The organism is Parapedomonas caeni, from assembly GCF_041060555.1.
Classification (GTDB): Bacteria; Pseudomonadota; Alphaproteobacteria; order Sphingomonadales; family Sphingomonadaceae; genus CAUJIW01.
Genome location: NZ_JBEUDS010000016.1, coordinates 19,063 through 36,532, shown reverse-complemented (window position 1 = coordinate 36,532; position 17,470 = coordinate 19,063). Strand labels below are relative to the sequence as shown.

Genomic DNA, 17,470 nt, shown 5'->3' with positions numbered 1-17,470 from the left:
TCCCTGCCTATGCCGCCAGCGACAAGGTGGAGGCGAGGCTCGACTCGGTGCTCGCCGTCGCGCTGTTCTGATAACTGTTGAGCGCGCTGGCGATGGTCTCCAGCAGCACTTTCAGGCGGCTGGCGGCTTCCGTATCGGCCGTGGTGGTGTCGGTCGCGCCGGAGTCGGTGGTGACCGAATCCAGCAGGGCCGCCAGCGTGTCTTCCTCCTCGTCGGCGGACGCGCTGGCCGGCGGCGGACCGCCCGGACCGCCGGGGCCACCCGGGCCACCCGGACCTCGGCTGCCTTCCATCGCCTTCAGGCCGTCGGCGAAGGCGTCTTCGGTCAGCGAGTCGGCGCCACCGGCAATGGCATCGAAGAAGGCGGTCGCCTGTTCCTCGCTGACATCGTCCGGCCGCGCGGCCACGGCTTCCTCGCGGGTGACGGTGCCGTCGCCATCGGTGTCCATCGAGGCGAACATTTCCGACGCGTCGGGGCCGCCACGGCCGCCACCGGGCGGCGGGGGCGGCGGTGGGCCACCGGCACCGCCCTCGGCCTGCTGCAGGCTGATCAGCGCGCCACGGGTTTCGCCGGCGAGCTGCGAGAACGCGCTGGAGAAATCGCTTTCGCTCAGCGCGCCGCTGTCGGCGCTGTCGAGCGCCGTGAACAGCGCGTCGGCGGCGGTGCCGCTGACGCCCTCCGGCGCGGCACCGACGAACTCGGATCGACTGACCTTGCCGTCCTGATCCGCGTCCATCTTGGTGAAGAGCTGCGCCAGCTTCGCCTGGGCGGCGCCGCTGGAGTAGCCTCCGATTGAGAGTGACATGTTGAGGTCCTTTCCTGACTGTGGAGACACCTTTGTCCCCACAATCCGAAACGGTCCCGCGGCCGCCGATCCTTCGCGAAAAAGTGCATTATCTTATTGTTTTTATTGGTATATTTTGTGATTTGCAACGGTCATCGCCGCAGGGGTTTCCTGCGGGGCCGGGCGTGCCTGCGGGGCTCGACGGTCCGACGACCGTCCCCGCGACGCTGTAGGGGGACGCAAGCGCCGGGCCACGAACGATGAGCCGAGTAACGCGCTGAATTTGCTGGTACGGCGCACGATGAGCCGCCGCCCGTGGGCGGTTGGCCGGCCGCGCCCGGCAGGGCTTGCCGTGAAACACCGGTCGGTTCGCCGTGCCGGAGGGGCAGAAGTTGCCGCCGGGTGGGGCGCGGGTCGGGCCTCGGGGCGGGACGTCGCGCGGATGCGATCGCGGGCTAGTAGCCGGCGGCCTGACCGTCCTTGCGCATTTCCGAGGCGGCCCAGTAAAGCCCGGTGGCGGGGTCGCGCAGAATTGCCTGATAGCCGCCGACGTCCTCGTAGCCGCCGCCCGCCGCCCCGCCGGTCACCTCGTGGCCGCGGCGCTTCAGCTCGGCCACCACCGCCGGGTCGATGCCGCGCTCCAGATAGAGCGCGCTGGTCGGGCTGCCGCCGTCGCCCGGGTCGGGGCCGCCGATGTGGCGCCAGCGCGGCGCGTCGCCAGCGGCCTGCACGTCCATGCCGAAATCGATGATATTGGTCAGCACCTGCACATGGCCCTGGGGCTGCATGTCGCCGCCCATCACGCCGTAGCTGAGGAACGGCTTGCCGTCGCGGGTGACGAAGCCGGGGATGATGGTGTGGAACGGCCGCTTGCCCGGCGCGTAGGCGTTGGCGTGGCGGGCATCCAGGCTGAACTGGGCGCCGCGATCCTGGAACATGAAGCCGAGCCCGTCGGCCACCAGGCCCGAGCCCATGCCGCGATAGTTGGACTGGATCAGCGACACCATCATGCCGTCCTGGTCGGCGGCGGTGAGATAGACCGTATCGGCGCGGGCGAAGATCGGCGCGCCGGGGTCGACGCTGGCCGGCAGCGCCTTGTCCATGGCGATCAGCGCGCGCCGCCTCGCCGCATAGTCCTTCGACAGCAGTCCGGCGGTGGGCACCATCGCCTGACGCGGGTCGGCGATGAAGCGGGCGCGGTCGGCGAAGGCCAGTTTCTTGGCCTCGGCCATCACATGCAGGTGGTCGGCGCTGCCGTAACCCATCGCCTTGAGGTCATAGGCTTCGAGAATGTTCAGCATCTCCAGCGCGACGATGCCCTGGCCGCTGGGCGGGATCTGCCAGACGTCATAGCCACGATAGCTGGTGGCGATGGGCCTGACCCACTCCGGCGTGAAGGCGGCGAAATCGGCATAGCGCAGCGGCCCGCCGATGCGGCGGAAATAGGCGTCCATGGCGCGGGCGATGTCGCCCTTGTAGAAGGCGTCGGCGCCGTGGGCCGCCAGCAGGTCGTAGGTGCGGGCAAGGTCGGGGTTGCGGAACAGCTGGCCGGCTCGTGGCGGCTGGCCGTCGATGAGGTAGGTCGCCCGGGCGTTGTCGAACTCCTCGATCATCGCCCGGCGCTGCTCGAAGCGGCGGAAATTCATGGCCCACCCCTCGGCGATCACCGGCGACAGCGGGAAGCCGTCGCGGGCATAGGCGATGGCGGGCGCCAGCACCTTGTCCATCGGCAGTTTGCCGAAACGCTGGTGCAGCGCGAACCAGCCGGCCACCGCGCCCGGCACCGTCACCGGGGCAACGCCGACCGGCGGGATGACGCTGGCCTGGGGCCCCAGTTTCGCTTTCAGCTGCCGCAGCGTCTGGCCCCGGGCTGCCGGCCCCGAGGCGTTGAGGCCGACCACCTGGCCGGTCTTCGGGTCCCACACCAGCGCGAACAGATCGCCGCCGATGCCGGCGCCGGTGGGCTCCATCAGCCCGAGCGCGGCGTTGGCGGCAATCGCCGCGTCCACCGCGCTGCCGCCCTGGCGCAGAATGTCCAGCGCCACCTGGGTCGCCAGCGGCTGACTGGTGGCGGCAACGCCATGGGCGGCGATGACCGGCGAGCGCCCGGCGAACGCCGGGCCGATGGGCCGGTCGCCGGCCAGCGACGGGCCGGGCAGGGCCGTGGCCAGCGCCAGCGCGAGCGCGGGGGCGACAAGCGTCGCCAGGCGGGCGACGCGGGCGGTCAGGGTCGTGGGGCGGGGCGTGTGCATGGCGCCAAGCCTAGCAACCCCGCTTCGGCCTGTCAGCGTCCGCCGTCGATTCGTCGCAACCGGCCGCAACGACACTTGCGCATATCTATTACAATGTAGTAGTCGTGCGACACCATAGGGAGTCGACATGCGCGAATCGCCAGACCTGTCCAAGCCGGAGTATGATGTGCTGCGTGTGCTGTGGCGCGCGGGCCAGGCCAGCGTGCGGGAGGTGCACGACGCACTGACGGCCGATACCGGCTGGGCCTACACCACCACCAAGACGGTGATGGACCGGATGGCCACCAAGGGCCTGCTGGCGCGCGAAGGCTTTCATGGGGTGTTCGTCTACCGGCCGCTGGTGTCGCGCCCGGCGGGCCTGGCGCGGTTCGTGCGCTTTTTTGCCGATCGCGTGGTGGAGCGGGACCTGAGCGTGGTGCTCGGCCTGTTCCGCGACAGTGAGTCGTTGAGTGCCGAGGAACTGGCGGAGCTGGAGCGGCTGGTGGCCGACGATGCCGATGCCGCCGCACGAAAGGAACGGTCATGAACGATGGTCTGATGGACGCGGCCCGGCTCGCCGAGCGGCTGGTCGACTATCTGCTGGTGCAGTCGCTGTATGCCGCCGTGGTGGCCGGTCTGGTGTGGACGGTGCTCGCCGTGGTGCGGCCGCGTCATCCGCTGCTGCATCTGGCGCTGTGGTGGCTGGTGCTGGCCCGCCTGGTGCTGCCCACCGATTTCGCCACCTCGTGGAGTATCCGCTCGTCGGCCGAGACGATGATGGCCCACGCCCTGTGGCCCGACGGCGCGCCGCACATCAACCCGGTCGGCCCGGCCCATGCGGCGACGCCTGCTCTTGCCGCGCCGATGGCGACCGTCGATTCCGTGCGTCAGGTGGCCTCCGGGATTCCGGTGACGACGGCAGCCATGCCCGCTACTGCCAGCGCTCCCGCTCCCGTCGTGCCGTTCTGGCCGCTGGTGCTGACCCTGCTGTGGGCCGGCGGCGTTGCCGCCATGACCATCCTGCTCGCCCGCGCCGGGCGCGAGGCGCGGCGGCTGGTGTTGCTGGCCGAACCCGCCGGGCCGTCGCCGGCCGAGGCGTTGGCCAGCGCGCTGGTGGAGGCTTGGCGCCACCGGCTGGCGGTGCGCCGGCCGGTTCGGCTGCTGGTGACGCCCGAGGTGTCGGCGCCGTTCACCACCGGCCTGTTCCGGCCGGTGATCGTGCTGCCGCGCCGGTTGGTCGCCCGGCTCGACGCGGCGGCGCTGAGCGCCGTCATCGGCCATGAAATGGCCCATGTGCGCGGCTTCGATGTCGCCTGGCGCGGGGTCGAGCGCCTGCTGCTGATCCTGTTCTTCTTCCATCCGCTGGTGTGGATGGCGGTACGCCGCATCGACGTTGCCCGCGAATCCTGCTGCGACGGGCGTGCCGCCACCGCCGGCATGATCTCCACCCTCGACTACGGGCGCGGGCTGATCGCCGCCCTCAAGGCCTTCCGGCTGCCGGCGACGCCGACGCTGGCCGGCACGCTTGGCATGGATGGCGCCGCCGGCCACGGCCTCAGGCAGCGGCTGGTCTGGCTGAAGCAGGGCAGCGCGCTGTCGACGCCGGCCCGGGTCGCCGGGCTGGCCGGTGTGGTGACGCTGGGCCTGCTGGTGCTGCCGCTGGCCCACGCGGCGGTCGATTCCGATGCAACGGCCATCGAAGCGGCCGACGGCAAGGCGGTTCCCACCGCAACGCCGTCGCACACCGTCGTCAAGCGTCGGATCGTGGCCGCCGTGCCGAAGGCGCCGTCTGCGCCTGTCGCGCCGTCTGCGCCCTCGGCGCCGCAGGGGCCGGGCGCGCTGGTCCTGCCCGGCGATGTCGTGGCGGTGCCGCCGGTGGCGCCCACCCCGCCGGTGCCGCCCGCGGCTGCCGATGCCGGCGCCGGGATGGCCTGGGCCGAGACCAGCTTCGCCCAGCTGCGGCGGGAGGCGCACGCCCGTCTGGCCGAGGCGCAGCGGCATCTCGAACAGGTGGAAGCCGCCCACCGCAAGGCCCATCTGAGCATCACCCAGTCCAACCTCTCTGAGGCCGAAAAGGCGCGGGCATTACGCGAGAATCAACGGGCGCTGGAGGAGGCGCGGCGTGACCTTGCCGAGGCCCGCGCGGACGCCCAGCGCGATCTGCAGGATGCCCGCCGCGAACTGGAGGACGCCCGCCGCGAGGCCCGGGAGGCCCAGCGGGAAGCGGCGGAGGCGCGCCGCGAGGCGTTGCGTGAGGCGGAACGGACCCGACGCGAGGCATTGCTGGAGCGTAGCGAGGCGTTGCGCGAGGCCAGTCAGTCGCTGCGTGAGGCGGCGCGCAGTCTCAAGGGCGGACAGGGGGCGACTGGTGCCGACGTCCGCGCGGCGCTCAAGGCCGCCGAGCTCGGCCTGCAAGCGGAAGCCTCGGCGTTGGTCGAGCTGGATTGGGATGTGCTGGCGCGGTCGATGGAAGCCGCGGCCGATCACCTGGAGCGGCGGGCGGCGGGAGCTCGCTGACGCGTGCGAGGGGCGTATCGCGGACGGGCTGGCGAGCGGTTCAGGCGGCCTCGTCGCTGTTGCGATAATGGCCCATCAGGGCGGCCTCGTCCGCCTGCGCCTGTTCCAGCTTGGCCAGGCGCTCGCGCTCGGCCTCGATGAAGCGTTCGGCGGCGATGTCGAGCGTCTTGAAGTCGGCGAACGCCTGGGCGATCACCTCCTGCATCCGCTCGATCTCGTTCACCACGGTGTCGATCTGGCCGCGCACCTGCGATTTGGCGGCGGACTGGCGGCCGATGTAGCTCACGAAATTGGCGAACGGCTGGGCAGTGGCGACGTCGGCCTCCGCCCGCACTTCGGCCTCCAGGCCCATCAGCGCGGCCTCCAGCTCGTCCTGCCGGCTGTAGAGGCCGGCGAGTTCCCGGCGCAGATCGTCCAGCTCCTGCTTGCGGACCCGCAGGCCCGAATCGTAGGGCGTCTTCATCGGCTACACCTTTACTGGGGCGGGCTGCTCAGCAGCTGCTGCAGCACCGAGAAGCTGTCGGTGGCGCGCATGCAGTCGCCCTTGCGCTGGTTGAGGAACTGTTCGAGCATCGGCGCATAATAGAGCGCCAGGTCGACCTCGGGGTTGGAGCCGCGCCGGTAGGCGCCGAGGCGAATCATCTCCTCCATGTCGGCATAGATCGAGAGATGCTTCTTGGCCTCGCGCAACAGCGCGTTCTGCTCGTCGGTGTGGGCGCCGGGCAGGGTGCGCGACACCGACTTCAGCACGTTGATGGCGGGATAGCGGCCGCGCTCGGCGATCGATCGCTGCATGACGATATGGCCGTCGAGAATACCGCGCACCGCATCCGCCACCGGCTCGTTGTGGTCGTCGCCGTCCACCAGCACGGTGAACAGGCCGGTGATCGCGCCGCCGTTGCCGGCGCCGGGGCCGGCGCGTTCCAGCAGCTTGGGCAGCTCGGCGAACACGGTGGGGGTATAGCCTTTCGAGGCCGGCGGCTCGCCACAGGCCAGGCCGATCTCGCGCTGGGCCATGGCGAAGCGGGTCACCGAGTCCATCATGCACAGCACATGCAGGCCCTGGTCGCGGTAATGTTCGGCCAGCGCGAAGGTAAGATAGGCGGCCTGACGGCGCATCAGCGCCGGTTCGTCGGAGGTGGCGACGACGACGATCGAGCGTTTCAGGCCTTCCGGTCCCAGATCGTCCTCGATGAATTCCTGCACCTCGCGACCGCGCTCGCCGATCAGGCCGATGATCGCCACGTCGCAGTCAGTGTAGCGGGCGAGCATCGACAGCAGCACCGATTTACCGACGCCGGAGCCGGCGAAGATGCCGAGCCGCTGGCCCTTGCAGCACGGCGCGAACACGTCGAGCGCGCGCACGCCAAGGTCGATCTTGTCACCGACGCGCTCGCGGGCGTGGGCGGAAGGCGGCCGGCCGCGCACCAGGCGGGATACCGGTCCCTTGGGCAGCGGGCCGCGCCCGTCCACCGGCTGCCCGAGTCCGTTGACGATCCGGCCCAGCCAGGCATCGGACGGGGATACACTGGCATCGGAGGCTGCGGCATAGGCCTTGGAGCCGACGCTGATGCCGTCCAGCGGCCCGAACGGCAGGCACAGCGCCCGGCCATCCTTGAAGCCCACGACCTCGGCGTCCACCTGGCTGCCGTCGCGGGTGGCCAGCGCGATACGGGAGCCGACGGCCGCGGCCTGGCCGATGCCGCCGATCTCCACCATCAGGCCGCGTACCGCCGACAGACGGCCGTAGTGCTGGCCGGGGGGGATGTTGCGAATGTCCGATTGAAGCGAGCCGAAATGCACCGTGCCGACACCCTTGAAAAATGTTAAGCTAGGGTCGCCAAACACGCTTAAGGAAGGGTGAACGGACGGCCGGTGGGCGCCAAGCCCTTGGCGCGAATCCGGATTTTTTTCTTCCTTGTTGATCTTCGTTCATTATCGTTAACATCGATAACGAAGCGTTAACCTTTCGTCTTAATAATCGTTACCGAACACAGCGAAGGCGATTCCCCCGTAACGATCCGGGGCATAGGGATACAGAGGGCTAAACTATGCGCGTACTGCTGATCGAAGATGATGCCGCGACCGCCAAGAGCATCGAACTGATGCTCACTGTCGAGGGTTTCAACGTCTACACGACCGATCTGGGTGAGGAAGGCCTCGATCTCGGCAAACTCTACGACTACGACATCATCCTGCTCGACCTGCACCTGCCGGACATGCACGGTTATGATGTCCTGAAGAAGCTGCGCATGGCGAAGGTGTCGACGCCGATCCTCATCCTCTCGGGCATGAGCGAGCTGGACACCAAGGTTAAGGGTCTTGGTTTCGGCGCGGACGACTACGTTACCAAGCCGTTCCACAAGGAAGAGCTGGTGGCCCGCATTCACGCGGTGGTCCGCCGTTCCAAGGGCCATTCCCAGTCGGTCATCCGCACCGGCAAGCTCGCCGTCAACCTGGACGCCAAGACCGTCGAGGTGGATGGCCAGCGCGTGCACCTGACCGGCAAGGAATACGCCATGCTGGAGCTGCTCAGCCTGCGCAAGGGCACGACGCTGACCAAGGAAATGTTCCTCAACCACCTCTACGGCGGCATGGACGAACCGGAACTCAAGATCATCGATGTGTTCATCTGCAAGCTGCGCAAGAAGCTGGCGGTTGCCTGCGGTGGTGAAAGCTACATCGAGACCGTCTGGGGCCGCGGCTATGTGCTGCGTGACCCCGAGGACATGGGCGAGGCCGCGCCGGCCAAGGTCGCCGTCGGTCAGTAACCCGCGTTTCCGCAATGCCGGACAGCAGGGGCGTCACCGGAACAGGTGGCGCCTTTTGCGTTTCGCGGGATTTCGGATCGCGCCGCTTGTTTGAGTGGCACTCCAATCTATACTGAAGCGATAACGGATGATCTACGTCCGACGCAGGGGAGTGAATGCCATGGACCAGAGCCTCGCCATCAGCACGCCGGCTTTTCTGCCACCGCCGCCGACCGGGGCGCTGGCGCATATTCCCGGCGAGACGGGCTGGCCGGTCATCGGCACCACGCTGCGGGTGCTGGCTGATCCGCACGGCTACGGCCAGCATCTCTACAACAAGTACGGACCAGTCTACCGCACACGCTCGTTCGGCATGGACAATGTCGCGCTCGCGGGTCCGGACGGCAACGAGCTGGTGCTGTTCGACCGTGACCGGCTGTTCTCGTCGCGTCACGGCTGGGGGCCGGTGCTTGATCTGCTGTTCCCGCGCGGGCTGATGCTGATGGATTTCGATGAACACCGGCTGCATCGGCGGATGCTGTCGGTGGCGTTCAAGACCGAGCCGATGCGCCACTATCTCGACGCGCTCAACGATGGCATCGCCCGCCGGATCGCCCTGTGGCGCAAGACCGGCGAGTTCCTCTTCTACCCGGCGATCAAGGCCCTGACGCTGGATCTCGCCGCGACCTCCTTTCTCGGCATTCCCTGGGGGCCGGAAGCGGACCGTATCAACCAGGCCTTCGTCGACATGGTGGCGGCCTCCATCGCCGTCATCCGCAAGCCGCTGCCCGGCACGCTGATGGCGCGTGGCGTGCGTGGCCGCAAATTCATGAGCGCGTTCTTCGCCCGCGAAATTCCAGCCCGGCGCGGCGCCTCGGGGGACGACATCTTCACCCAGCTCTGCAATGCCACCGACGACGACGGACGGACGTTCTCCGATCAGGAGATCATCGACCACATGATCTTCCTGATGATGGCGGCCCACGACACGCTGACCTCCTCTGTGACCTCGATGGTGTATTTTCTCGCCCGTGATCCCGAATGGCAGCAGCGGCTGCGCGAGGAGCTGGCGTCGGCGGTCGATGACGGCGGCAACCTGGCCTATGAACGGCTGGGTGACGTCCAGCTCACTGAGTATGCCTTCAAGGAGGCGCTGCGCATCAACGCGCCGGTGCCGTCGATCCCGCGCCGGGCGCTGCGCGACTTCGAGTTCAAGGGCTACCACATTCCGGCGGGAACCATGGTGGGGGTCAGCCCGCTGTTCACCCACCGCATGCCGGAGATCTGGCCGGAGCCGATGGCGTTCGACCCGTGGCGCTTCACCCCGGCCAACAGTGCTGGCCGGCACAAATACGCCTGGGTGCCGTTTGGCGGTGGTGGTCATATGTGCCTCGGGCTGCATTTCGCCTACATGCAGGCCAAGGCCTTCCTCGGCCATCTGCTGGTGCACAATCGCGTCCGGTTGCCGGCGGGCTATCAGCCGGAGTGGCAGTTGTGGCCGATGTGCAAGCCGCGCGACGGCATGCCGGTAATCGTTGAGGGCCTGTAGTCCCAGCGGCCGTCAATGGCGGGCGAAGCGAAGCTCACCGGTCATGCCGCCGGCCTCCAGCGCCGCCAGGCAGGCCGCGCGGGTGCTGTCCTCCAGGCTCGCGCCCAGCGGCGTTTCGCTGCCCAGGCGCAACGCCAGATGACTGTCCGTCACCGCACCGTCGAGGCGGACATGCCCCAGTCGGTCAAAGGCGATATCCATCGCGAAGCGGGTGGTGTGGGCCTGCTCCTGTTCTTCCTGCCGCTCGCCGTGCTGTTTTTCGTCCCGACCCGGCCAGAAGCTCATCACCAGCGGCACGGGCCCTGTCGGCGTGCCGAGCGTCAGCGGTACGCGACTGACCGGCGCCTCAGGCAGGCCTTCGCGCGGCAGCGCGGCTTTCTCCATCAGCGCGGCGGTGGCGGCGCGCAGGCGCGTGGCGCTGTCGTCATCGGCGTTATCGCCGCCGGCGGCGGGTTCCGCGGCAAAGCCCGCGCGCTTCAAGGCTTGCAGCAGAAAGCGCACCACCGGCTGGGCCAGCATGCCTTCGGTCATGGGCGCGATGGCAGGCGCCGGGCCGGCGCCGGCGGCGGCTGCCAGCGCGGCGGTCACCATTGGCGGGGCGACGAGGTCGGGGGCCTCGCCGGCATCGGCAACCGACGCGGCGGCGGGGGGGAACGCGGGCGCGCCGGATTTGGGCGCCACGGGTGCCGATGCCGTCGGCGGTGGCGGCGCACGGACCGGCATATCGGCGGCATCCGCTCGTGACCGGGGTGCGGCGTCGGGCCCGGGGGTCGATGCGACGGGGGGCGTGATGGCGGTCGCCGGCGTGGAGGTCGGGGGCGTTGTCAGGGCACTTGCGGCAGCGGGCGCGGGGGCGGGGGCACGCACGGCATCGGGCGGCGTGCTGGCCGGCATGTCGACGACGAACACCAGCCGGGTACCGACCGGCAGAATGCCGGCGGGAAGGGGGGGCGGCATCGTGCCCGCCGTCGCCGCCGGCATCGCGGCCGGAGTCGCCACCGGCATCGCGGCCGGAGTCGCGGCCGGAGTCGCGGGCGCTGCTGACTGACCGGGTGCGCCGGCGGTCGTGCCGGTCACCGCGCTGGCGCCGGGCGCGGCATGACCGGGCAGGGCGAGGCGGTAGACCTGGCCATTGATGTCGAGCCGCAGCATCGCCGATGGGTTGTCGTGGCGGGCAGCGTCGGGGTCGCCGGCCGTCGGTCGCTCGGGCAGGACGGTGGCGGTGGCTAGCCGACCAGCCGCCATCAGTCGGGCGAGCGGGGTCGCCGGCGGCGGGTCGGCGATCGCCGACGGCTCGCCAGGGGCGGCGGTGGCAATCAGGCTGACGTTCAGCGATCTTGCCTCGCTGGCCCCGGCCTCCGGGCGCAGGGTAAGCGCGCCTGGCGCGAACAGGACGTCAACCGCGTGATTGGCCGCCGCCGTTGGTGTCGGGGCTGCGCCGTCTGGCATCAGCGGCGGGGTGAGTGGCGCGGTTGGCGGGGGCGTCGCGCCCGGTGATGCCCGTGCCGGGGCGGCGATGGCGATGCCGCCGGACGGGCTCGCGGTGGTTTTGACGGCCTGACCGAGCAGGATCGCCACCGTCTCGCCGCTGTCGCTGGCGTCGAGAACGGCCGGGGCCGCCGCGTCCGCGATGCTGCCGGCCCGGGGGAGGGGCTGGTGCGGCGCCAGCCGGGTCACGCCGATCATGGTCAGTGCCACCGGCAGCGGTGGCTCCAGCGCCTCGCCGGCCACGGTGGTCAGCAGTCCGGCGATCTGGCGGTCGGCACGGGTGATGACGACGGCGACGTGGCCTTCGGAGGTCAGGGCCGCGGTCGGGTCGATGGCGAAATCACCCTGGGGCGTATGCAGCAGCAGCCGTTCCAGGCCCGGCAGGCGGATGGTGTGGCCGTCCAGAGTCTGACCGGGGGTCAGGCCCGCCAGACTGGCCGCCAGCTGTACGGCCGGGTCCACCAGCAGCCGGTGCGGCGCGCCGTCGGGGGCGTCTGCTGGCGGGAGTGAGCCGGCGGCGGATGGGGTTCGCGCGGCCTCGCCATCGCGGGCGCCGGGCGGCGCGGGGGCTATGACGCCCGCGATACCGCCCGTCTCCGCCATCGGTCAGTTCTTGATCAGATTGGCCGCCAGCGCCTCCACATCCTGGGCGGCGGGGCATTCGGGGTGGCGCACCAGCAGCGAGGTCTGGGCGCGAATGGCGTCCTTGACCTTGGTGTCCCGCCGGATGATGCCGGCCAGCGCTGGTGTGAACTTGAGGAAGCTGGCGCAGGCCTTTGACAGCGTTTCGTAGGTCTGTTCGCCCTCGCGCCGGGTGGAGGCCTGGTTGACGACAATGCGGATGTCGGCGGTGGCATCGCGCATCCGCCGCAGCTTGATGAAGGCGTAGGCGTCGGTGATGGCGGTTGGCTCCGGCGTCACCACCACCAGACAACGACCGCCGTGGTGGGCAAGTATCGCTACCGGCTGCTCGATGCCGGCGCCAAGATCCAGCAGTACGTCGTCGTAGCGCTCGGCGCTGGCGACAAGGTTCTGGCGCAGACCGATCAGGGCATCGCGACCCATACCGATCAGCGATCCGGCGCCCGAGCGGCCGGCAATGACGTCGAAGCCGGCCGATCGGGCGGCCTCGTCATCGTAGCGCGTGACGGCATTGGCCAGTTGCGCCCGGCCGGACATGACGTCGGCGAGGTCGGTCGTGGGTGACAGACCGAGCTGGATGTCGACGTTGGCAAGCCCCAGATCGCCATCGAACAGCAGCACGGCGCGGCCCCGACGGGACAGCGCGTGAGCGAGGCTGATCGCCAGCCAGGTCTTGCCGACGCCCCCCTTGCCGGAGGCAATGGTGATGAGCCGCTTTTCCAGCGGATTCGGGACGGGGCGCAGGGCGGAAACAGAGGCGGTCATGATACGGCCTTTTCTGGGGACTTGTCTTGCACGATGCGCGCGATGTGGGCGGGGTCCGGCTTGTCGAGCAGGAATGCGGCCAGGCGATCGGCGCTGGCGGGCTCGATGAAGTCGGCGAGATAGGGACTGGCGGAAAAGCCGGCCAGTGCCAGGCCGGACCGCAACGGCGCCGTGACGGTGGCGGCAAGCCGGCGGCTGGCATCCAGCCGGGTCACCAGCATACGCCGTACACCGAGCGAGGCGAAGATTTCCGCCATCTCGGCGGCTTCCAGCGCATCGGAACCGGCGGCCATCACCCAGATCGGTTCGGCACCCGAGCGCTTGACCGCGTGGGCCAGCGTTTCGATGTCGGCCAGCGCGTAAGGGTTGATGCCCATCGAATCGATGATGGTGAAGCCGTCATAGACCGGGCGCAGCACCTGTTCGAGGTGGGCCGGATCATTGGCGGCCAGGACATCGACGTCGGCGGCGCCGCAAAAGGCGCGCAACTGCTCCATCGCCCCGGCGGCGGCGGCATCCAGCGTCACGACCCGCGCCAGGCGATCGGCCATGCGCGCTTCCGCCGCCAGCCGGGCCGCGGCCAGGGTCTTGCCCTGACCCGGCGCGCCCAGCAGCAGCAGCGGCCGGGTCATTCGCATGTCGATCGGGCGGGCGGCAACCAGATCGTCCAGCGCATGGGTGAAGGCGTCGATCAGATCGCTGTCGGCACGGGCGGCGGCGCTGGTTTGCAGTCGTGTCGACACCGGTGCCGGCAGGCCGTGGTAGCGCAGGATGGCGGCCAGGTGACCGGCATCGAACGGCTGCGACGGCCGCGTGGTGACCGGGGGCGGTGCCTGTATCGGCTCCGGCGCCGGGCGTTCCTCGATGGCGGCGGTGATTCGCACCGGGCCGCCACGCACCCCGTGGTCGATATTGACGATGACCGCGTCATCGCCCAGCTCGGCACGGACTTTTTCCATCGCCAGCTGGATGGTCTTGGCTGTGAAGATGCGTAAGCGCACGTGGGCAAACCTCGACTCTACGTGGCACCACTGTCGCGCAAAGTTACCAACGACCGGTTAACTATGGGCGGCAACCCGTCGTTATGATTTGCAGCGCCGCAGGTTTGTCAGGGCACCCGGGCGCGGGGCATGCATCAAACCTGACCCAGCGCGCGGATCTTGGCCTTGGCGTGAATTTCGTTCTGGCTCAGCACCACGGTGGCCGGGCGGAAGCGCTCGATGATCGAGCGCACATAGGGGCGGATCGCCGGCGAGGTCAGCAGGCAGGGCAGTTCACCGCGGCTGGCCTGGGTCTCGAAGGCGTCGCGTACCGCGCCGATGAATTCCTGCAACGCCGAGGGTGCCATGGCGAGCTGCTTTTCCTCGCCGTTGCCGATCAACGCCTCGGCGAAACGCTGCTCCCAGACCGGCGACAGGGTGATCAGCGGCACCACGCCGTTGCGGGCATTGGCGCTGGAGATCTGGCGGGCCAGCCGGGTGCGGACGTGCTCGGTGATCAGCACCAGGTTCTGGGTGTAGCCGACCGCCTCGGCGATGCCTTCGAGGATGGTCGGCAGATCGCGGATCGATACCTGCTCGCCCAGCAGGTTCTGCAACACCCGCTGCACGCCGGACACCTGGATGCGGTTGGGCACGAGGTCGGCAATGAGCTTCTGATTTTCCTTCGGCAGTTCGTCCAGCAGCTTCTGTGTTTCGACGTAGGACAGCAGCTCGGGGATGTTTTCCTTGATCGCCTCGGTGAGGTGGGTGGTGACGACGGTGGCGGCATCGACCACGGTATAGCCGCGGAAATTCGCCTCGTCGCGCAGGCTCCGGTCGACCCACATGGCGGGCAGGCCGAAAGCGGGCTCGCGGGTGTTCTCGCCCGGCAGCTCCACAGGCTCGCCGGCGGGGTGCATGACCATCAGCATGTTGGGGCGCAGGTCGCCGCGACCGATTTCGGTCTCCTTGATGTAGAGCACATAGGTGTTGGCCTGCAGCGCCATGTTGTCGAGAATGCGCACTGACGGCATGATGAAGCCGTAGTCGCTGGCGAGCTGGCGCCGCAGTGCCTTGATCTGGTCGGTCAGACGGTAGCCACTGTTGTCATTGACCATGCCGAGCAGGCCATAACCCAGTTCGAGGCGGATCTGGTCCATCGCCAGCGCCGCCGAGATCGGCTCCTCCGCCGGGGTCGCCTTGGCGAGGTCGGCAGCCGCCTGCTCTTCCCTTTCCAGTGTTTCCTTTTCCTTCTGCCGCCGCGAAAGCGTCCAGGCGCCATAGCCGGACACCGCGGCAAGCGCGGCGAATGGCACGAACGGCAGGCCCGGCGTGATGGCGAGGCCGGCCATCAGGGCCGCGACCACGCCCAGCGCCTTGGGATAGTGGGTCAGCTGACCGATGAGTGCCTCGTCGGTCTTGCCGGCGACGCCGCCCTTGGTGACCAGCAGACCGGCGGCGGTCGAGACGATCAGCGCCGGAATCTGGGAGACCAGGCCGTCGCCGACGGTGAGCACGGTGTAGCTGTGGAAGGCGGTCGCGAAGTCGGTGCCCTGCACGCCGACGCCGATGATGAGGCCGACGATGATGTTGATGGCGGTGATCAGCAGGCCTGCCACGGCATCGCCGCGCACGAACTTGGAGGCACCGTCCATGGCGCCGAAGAAGGTGCTTTCGCCCTCCAGCTCCCGCCGGCGGGCCTTCGCGGTCGTCTCGTCGATCAGGCCGGCCGAGAGGTCGGCGTCAATCGCCATCTGCTTGCCGGGCATGGCGTCGAGGCTGAAGCGGGCGGCGACCTCGGCGATACGGCCGGCGCCCTTGGTGATGACGATGAAGTTGATGACGATGAGGATGAGGAAGATGGTGATACCGATGATGGTATCGCCGCCCATGATGAAGGTGCCGAACGCCTGGATGATGCCGCCGGCGGCATGGGTGCCCTCATGACCGTGCGCGAGGATCAGCCGGGTGGTTGCGATGTTGAGGCCCAGCCGCAGCATGGTCGCGATCAGCAGGATGGTCGGGAAGGACGACAACTGCAGCGGCTTCTCGATGAACAGCGTTGTCATCAGGATCAGCACGGACACCGTGATCGAGATGGCCAGGCCGAAGTCGAGCAGCCAGCTCGGCATCGGCAGGATGAGCATGCCGATGATGGCGACCACGCCCAGCGCCAGCGCCACGTCCTGTGAGGGCAGGGCGCCCAGCAGGCGATTCTGCAGGCTCTGGGTCGATGCGGGCGTCGCGTCAGCCATCGGTGTTGGGGCTTCCCGTGCTCTGTCGTTCTGCCGACGGCGCGATCAGGCGTCGCCGGTGAACGGATGATCCGCGTCCGGCAGGCGCGGCGTTAACCACGCCAGTGCCGGGAGCGGGGGCCGCATGTCAATACGCCGCCCGTTCGTTGAGGCCCGGCGCCGGTACGTTCATGCCGGCGGCGGTGTACTCGTTGAGCTTGTTGCGCAGCGTCCGGATCGAGATGCCGAGGATGTTGGCGGCATGCGTCCGGTTGCCGAGGCAGTGCTTGAGCGTGTCGATGATGAGGTCGCGCTCCACGTCGGCGACGGTCCGGCCCACCAGCGTGCCGGTGGGCGCGGTGCCATCGGCGTTGGACTCGGCGTCGTCGCTGGCGGCGATCACGGGCGCGGCCGCCGGCCGGCTGCCGTCAGGCAGCACGATGGCGTCGGCGGAGATCGTCTCGCCCATCGCCAGCAGCACGGCGCGGTGCATGGTGTTCTCCAGCTCGCGCACGTTGCCGGGCCAGGCGTGCGTCAGCAGCGCCCGCAAGGCCGTCTCGTCAATCGGGCGCGTCGGCATCCGGTTGCTCTCGGCGTATTTCTGGGCGAAATGCTCCGCCAGCACCTTGAGGTCTGCCGGACGTTCCCGCAGCGGCGGCAGCTTGACGTTGACGACGTTGAGGCGGAACAGCAGATCCTCGCGGAACGTGCCTTTTTTCACCTCGTCGGCAAGGTTGCGGTTCGAGGTCGCGAGGATGCGGATGTTGACCGGCACCGGGTGGGCGCCGCCGACCCGGTCGATCTGGCGCTCCTGAATGGCGCGCAGCAGCTTGGCTTGCAGCCGGATGTCCATCTCGGAGATTTCGTCCAGCAGCAGCGTGCCGCCATTGGCTTCCTCGAACTTGCCGACCCGGCGTGCCACGGCGCCGGTGAAGGCGCCCTTTTCGTGACCGAACAGTTCGGATTCCAGCAGGTTCTCCGGAATGGCGGCGCAGTTGACCGCCACGAACGGGCGGTCGGCGCGGTTCGACTTCTTGTGAATGTAGCGGGCGATGATTTCCTTGCCGGTGCCGCTCTCGCCGGTGATCAGGATCGAGGCGTCCGACGGCGCGATCTGGTCGACCAGGCCGATGACACGGCCCATGGCGGGGTCGCGGAAAATCAGCTGGTGGCTGTCCTCGGCGACAGCCTGGATGACGGCGGCGATCAGTTCGGCATCGGGCGGCAGCGGGACATATTCCTTGGCACCGGCGCGAATGGCCGTGACCGCCGCACGGGCGTCGGTGCCGATACCGCAGGCGACCACCTCGGTGGCGATGCGCTCCGAACGGATCTGGTCGATGAAGCTGGCGATGTCACAAGCCACGTCGATCATGATGAGATCGGCGCCCCTGGTGCGCACGATATCAAGCGCGGCGGCGGCTTCCGGGGCGTGGGTTACCTTGGCGCCGGCGGCCATTGCCATCTTCGAGGCTGTCGCCAGCTGTCCGCCCAGATGTCCAACCATCAACAAACGCATGGGTCTTGCTC

The 17,470-nt window shown here is 69.0% G+C and carries 13 protein-coding genes; 4 read left to right on the top strand and 9 right to left on the bottom strand.

Annotation, left to right across the window (positions count from 1 at the left end; genetic code table 11):
* Positions 1-7: 7 nt before the first annotated feature.
* Positions 8-805 (bottom strand): EF-hand domain-containing protein, encoded by a 798-nt coding sequence (locus tag ABU113_RS11515; RefSeq protein WP_454559647.1) that lies wholly within the window; start codon positions 803-805, stop codon positions 8-10.
* Between the two features lie 434 nt (positions 806-1,239).
* The gene (gene ggt, locus ABU113_RS11510; protein ID WP_454559646.1) at positions 1,240-3,036 is read right to left on the bottom strand and encodes a gamma-glutamyltransferase; all 1,797 of its coding nucleotides are present in this window, start codon (positions 3,034-3,036) and stop codon (positions 1,240-1,242) included.
* 127 nt (positions 3,037-3,163) lie between these two features.
* On the opposite strand from ggt, the gene ABU113_RS11505 reads away from it, so the two are divergent.
* Together ABU113_RS11505 and ABU113_RS11500 are read left to right on the top strand one after the other, a co-directional pair.
* The gene (locus ABU113_RS11505; protein WP_454559645.1) at positions 3,164-3,562 is read left to right on the top strand and encodes a BlaI/MecI/CopY family transcriptional regulator; all 399 of its coding nucleotides are present in this window, start codon (positions 3,164-3,166) and stop codon (positions 3,560-3,562) included.
* Complete coding sequence (locus tag ABU113_RS11500; RefSeq protein WP_454559644.1) at positions 3,559-5,532, top strand: M56 family metallopeptidase; 1,974 nt, start codon at positions 3,559-3,561, stop codon at positions 5,530-5,532. Before ABU113_RS11505 ends, ABU113_RS11500 begins: the two co-directional genes overlap by 4 nt.
* Before the next feature lie 40 nt (positions 5,533-5,572).
* Here ABU113_RS11500 and ABU113_RS11495 read toward each other — a convergent pair whose 3' ends face one another.
* Together ABU113_RS11495 and fliI are read right to left on the bottom strand one after the other, a co-directional pair.
* On the bottom strand, positions 5,573-5,995 hold the full coding sequence (locus tag ABU113_RS11495) for a flagellar export protein FliJ (protein WP_454559643.1): 423 nt from the start codon (positions 5,993-5,995) through the stop codon (positions 5,573-5,575).
* A gap of 11 nt (positions 5,996-6,006) precedes the next feature.
* The gene (fliI, locus tag ABU113_RS11490; RefSeq protein ID WP_454559687.1) at positions 6,007-7,335 is read right to left on the bottom strand and encodes a flagellar protein export ATPase FliI; all 1,329 of its coding nucleotides are present in this window, start codon (positions 7,333-7,335) and stop codon (positions 6,007-6,009) included.
* Positions 7,336-7,583: 248 nt separating this feature from the next.
* Here fliI and ctrA point away from each other — a divergent pair, with 248 nt between their 5' ends.
* Entirely contained in the window at positions 7,584-8,303 is a 720-nt protein-coding gene (ctrA, locus tag ABU113_RS11485; RefSeq protein ID WP_454559642.1) for a response regulator transcription factor CtrA, read from the top strand.
* 160 nt (positions 8,304-8,463) lie between these two features.
* Positions 8,464-9,831 carry a cytochrome P450 gene (locus ABU113_RS11480; RefSeq protein ID WP_454559641.1) on the top strand — a complete coding sequence of 456 codons (1,368 nt, stop codon included), beginning with the start codon at positions 8,464-8,466 and terminating at the stop codon, positions 9,829-9,831.
* Positions 9,832-9,843: 12 nt separating this feature from the next.
* On the opposite strand, the gene ABU113_RS11475 is transcribed toward ABU113_RS11480, so the two are convergent.
* The 5 genes from ABU113_RS11475 to flbD form a co-directional block, all read right to left on the bottom strand.
* On the bottom strand, positions 9,844-11,922 hold the full coding sequence (locus ABU113_RS11475; RefSeq protein WP_454559640.1) for a hypothetical protein: 2,079 nt from the start codon (positions 11,920-11,922) through the stop codon (positions 9,844-9,846).
* A gap of 3 nt (positions 11,923-11,925) precedes the next feature.
* Positions 11,926-12,726, bottom strand: a complete 801-nt coding sequence (locus tag ABU113_RS11470) for a nucleotide-binding protein (RefSeq protein WP_454559639.1) — start codon at positions 12,724-12,726, stop codon at positions 11,926-11,928.
* A complete protein-coding gene (locus ABU113_RS11465; RefSeq protein WP_454559638.1) occupies positions 12,723-13,727 on the bottom strand; it encodes a hypothetical protein in 1,005 nt (334 codons plus the stop codon). Before ABU113_RS11465 ends, ABU113_RS11470 begins: the two co-directional genes overlap by 4 nt.
* A gap of 134 nt (positions 13,728-13,861) precedes the next feature.
* On the bottom strand, positions 13,862-15,961 hold the full coding sequence (gene flhA, locus ABU113_RS11460) for a flagellar biosynthesis protein FlhA (protein WP_454559637.1): 2,100 nt from the start codon (positions 15,959-15,961) through the stop codon (positions 13,862-13,864).
* Positions 15,962-16,088: 127 nt separating this feature from the next.
* Entirely contained in the window at positions 16,089-17,459 is a 1,371-nt protein-coding gene (flbD, locus tag ABU113_RS11455) for a sigma-54-dependent transcriptional regulator FlbD (RefSeq protein ID WP_454559636.1), read from the bottom strand.
* Positions 17,460-17,470 lie beyond the last annotated feature (11 nt).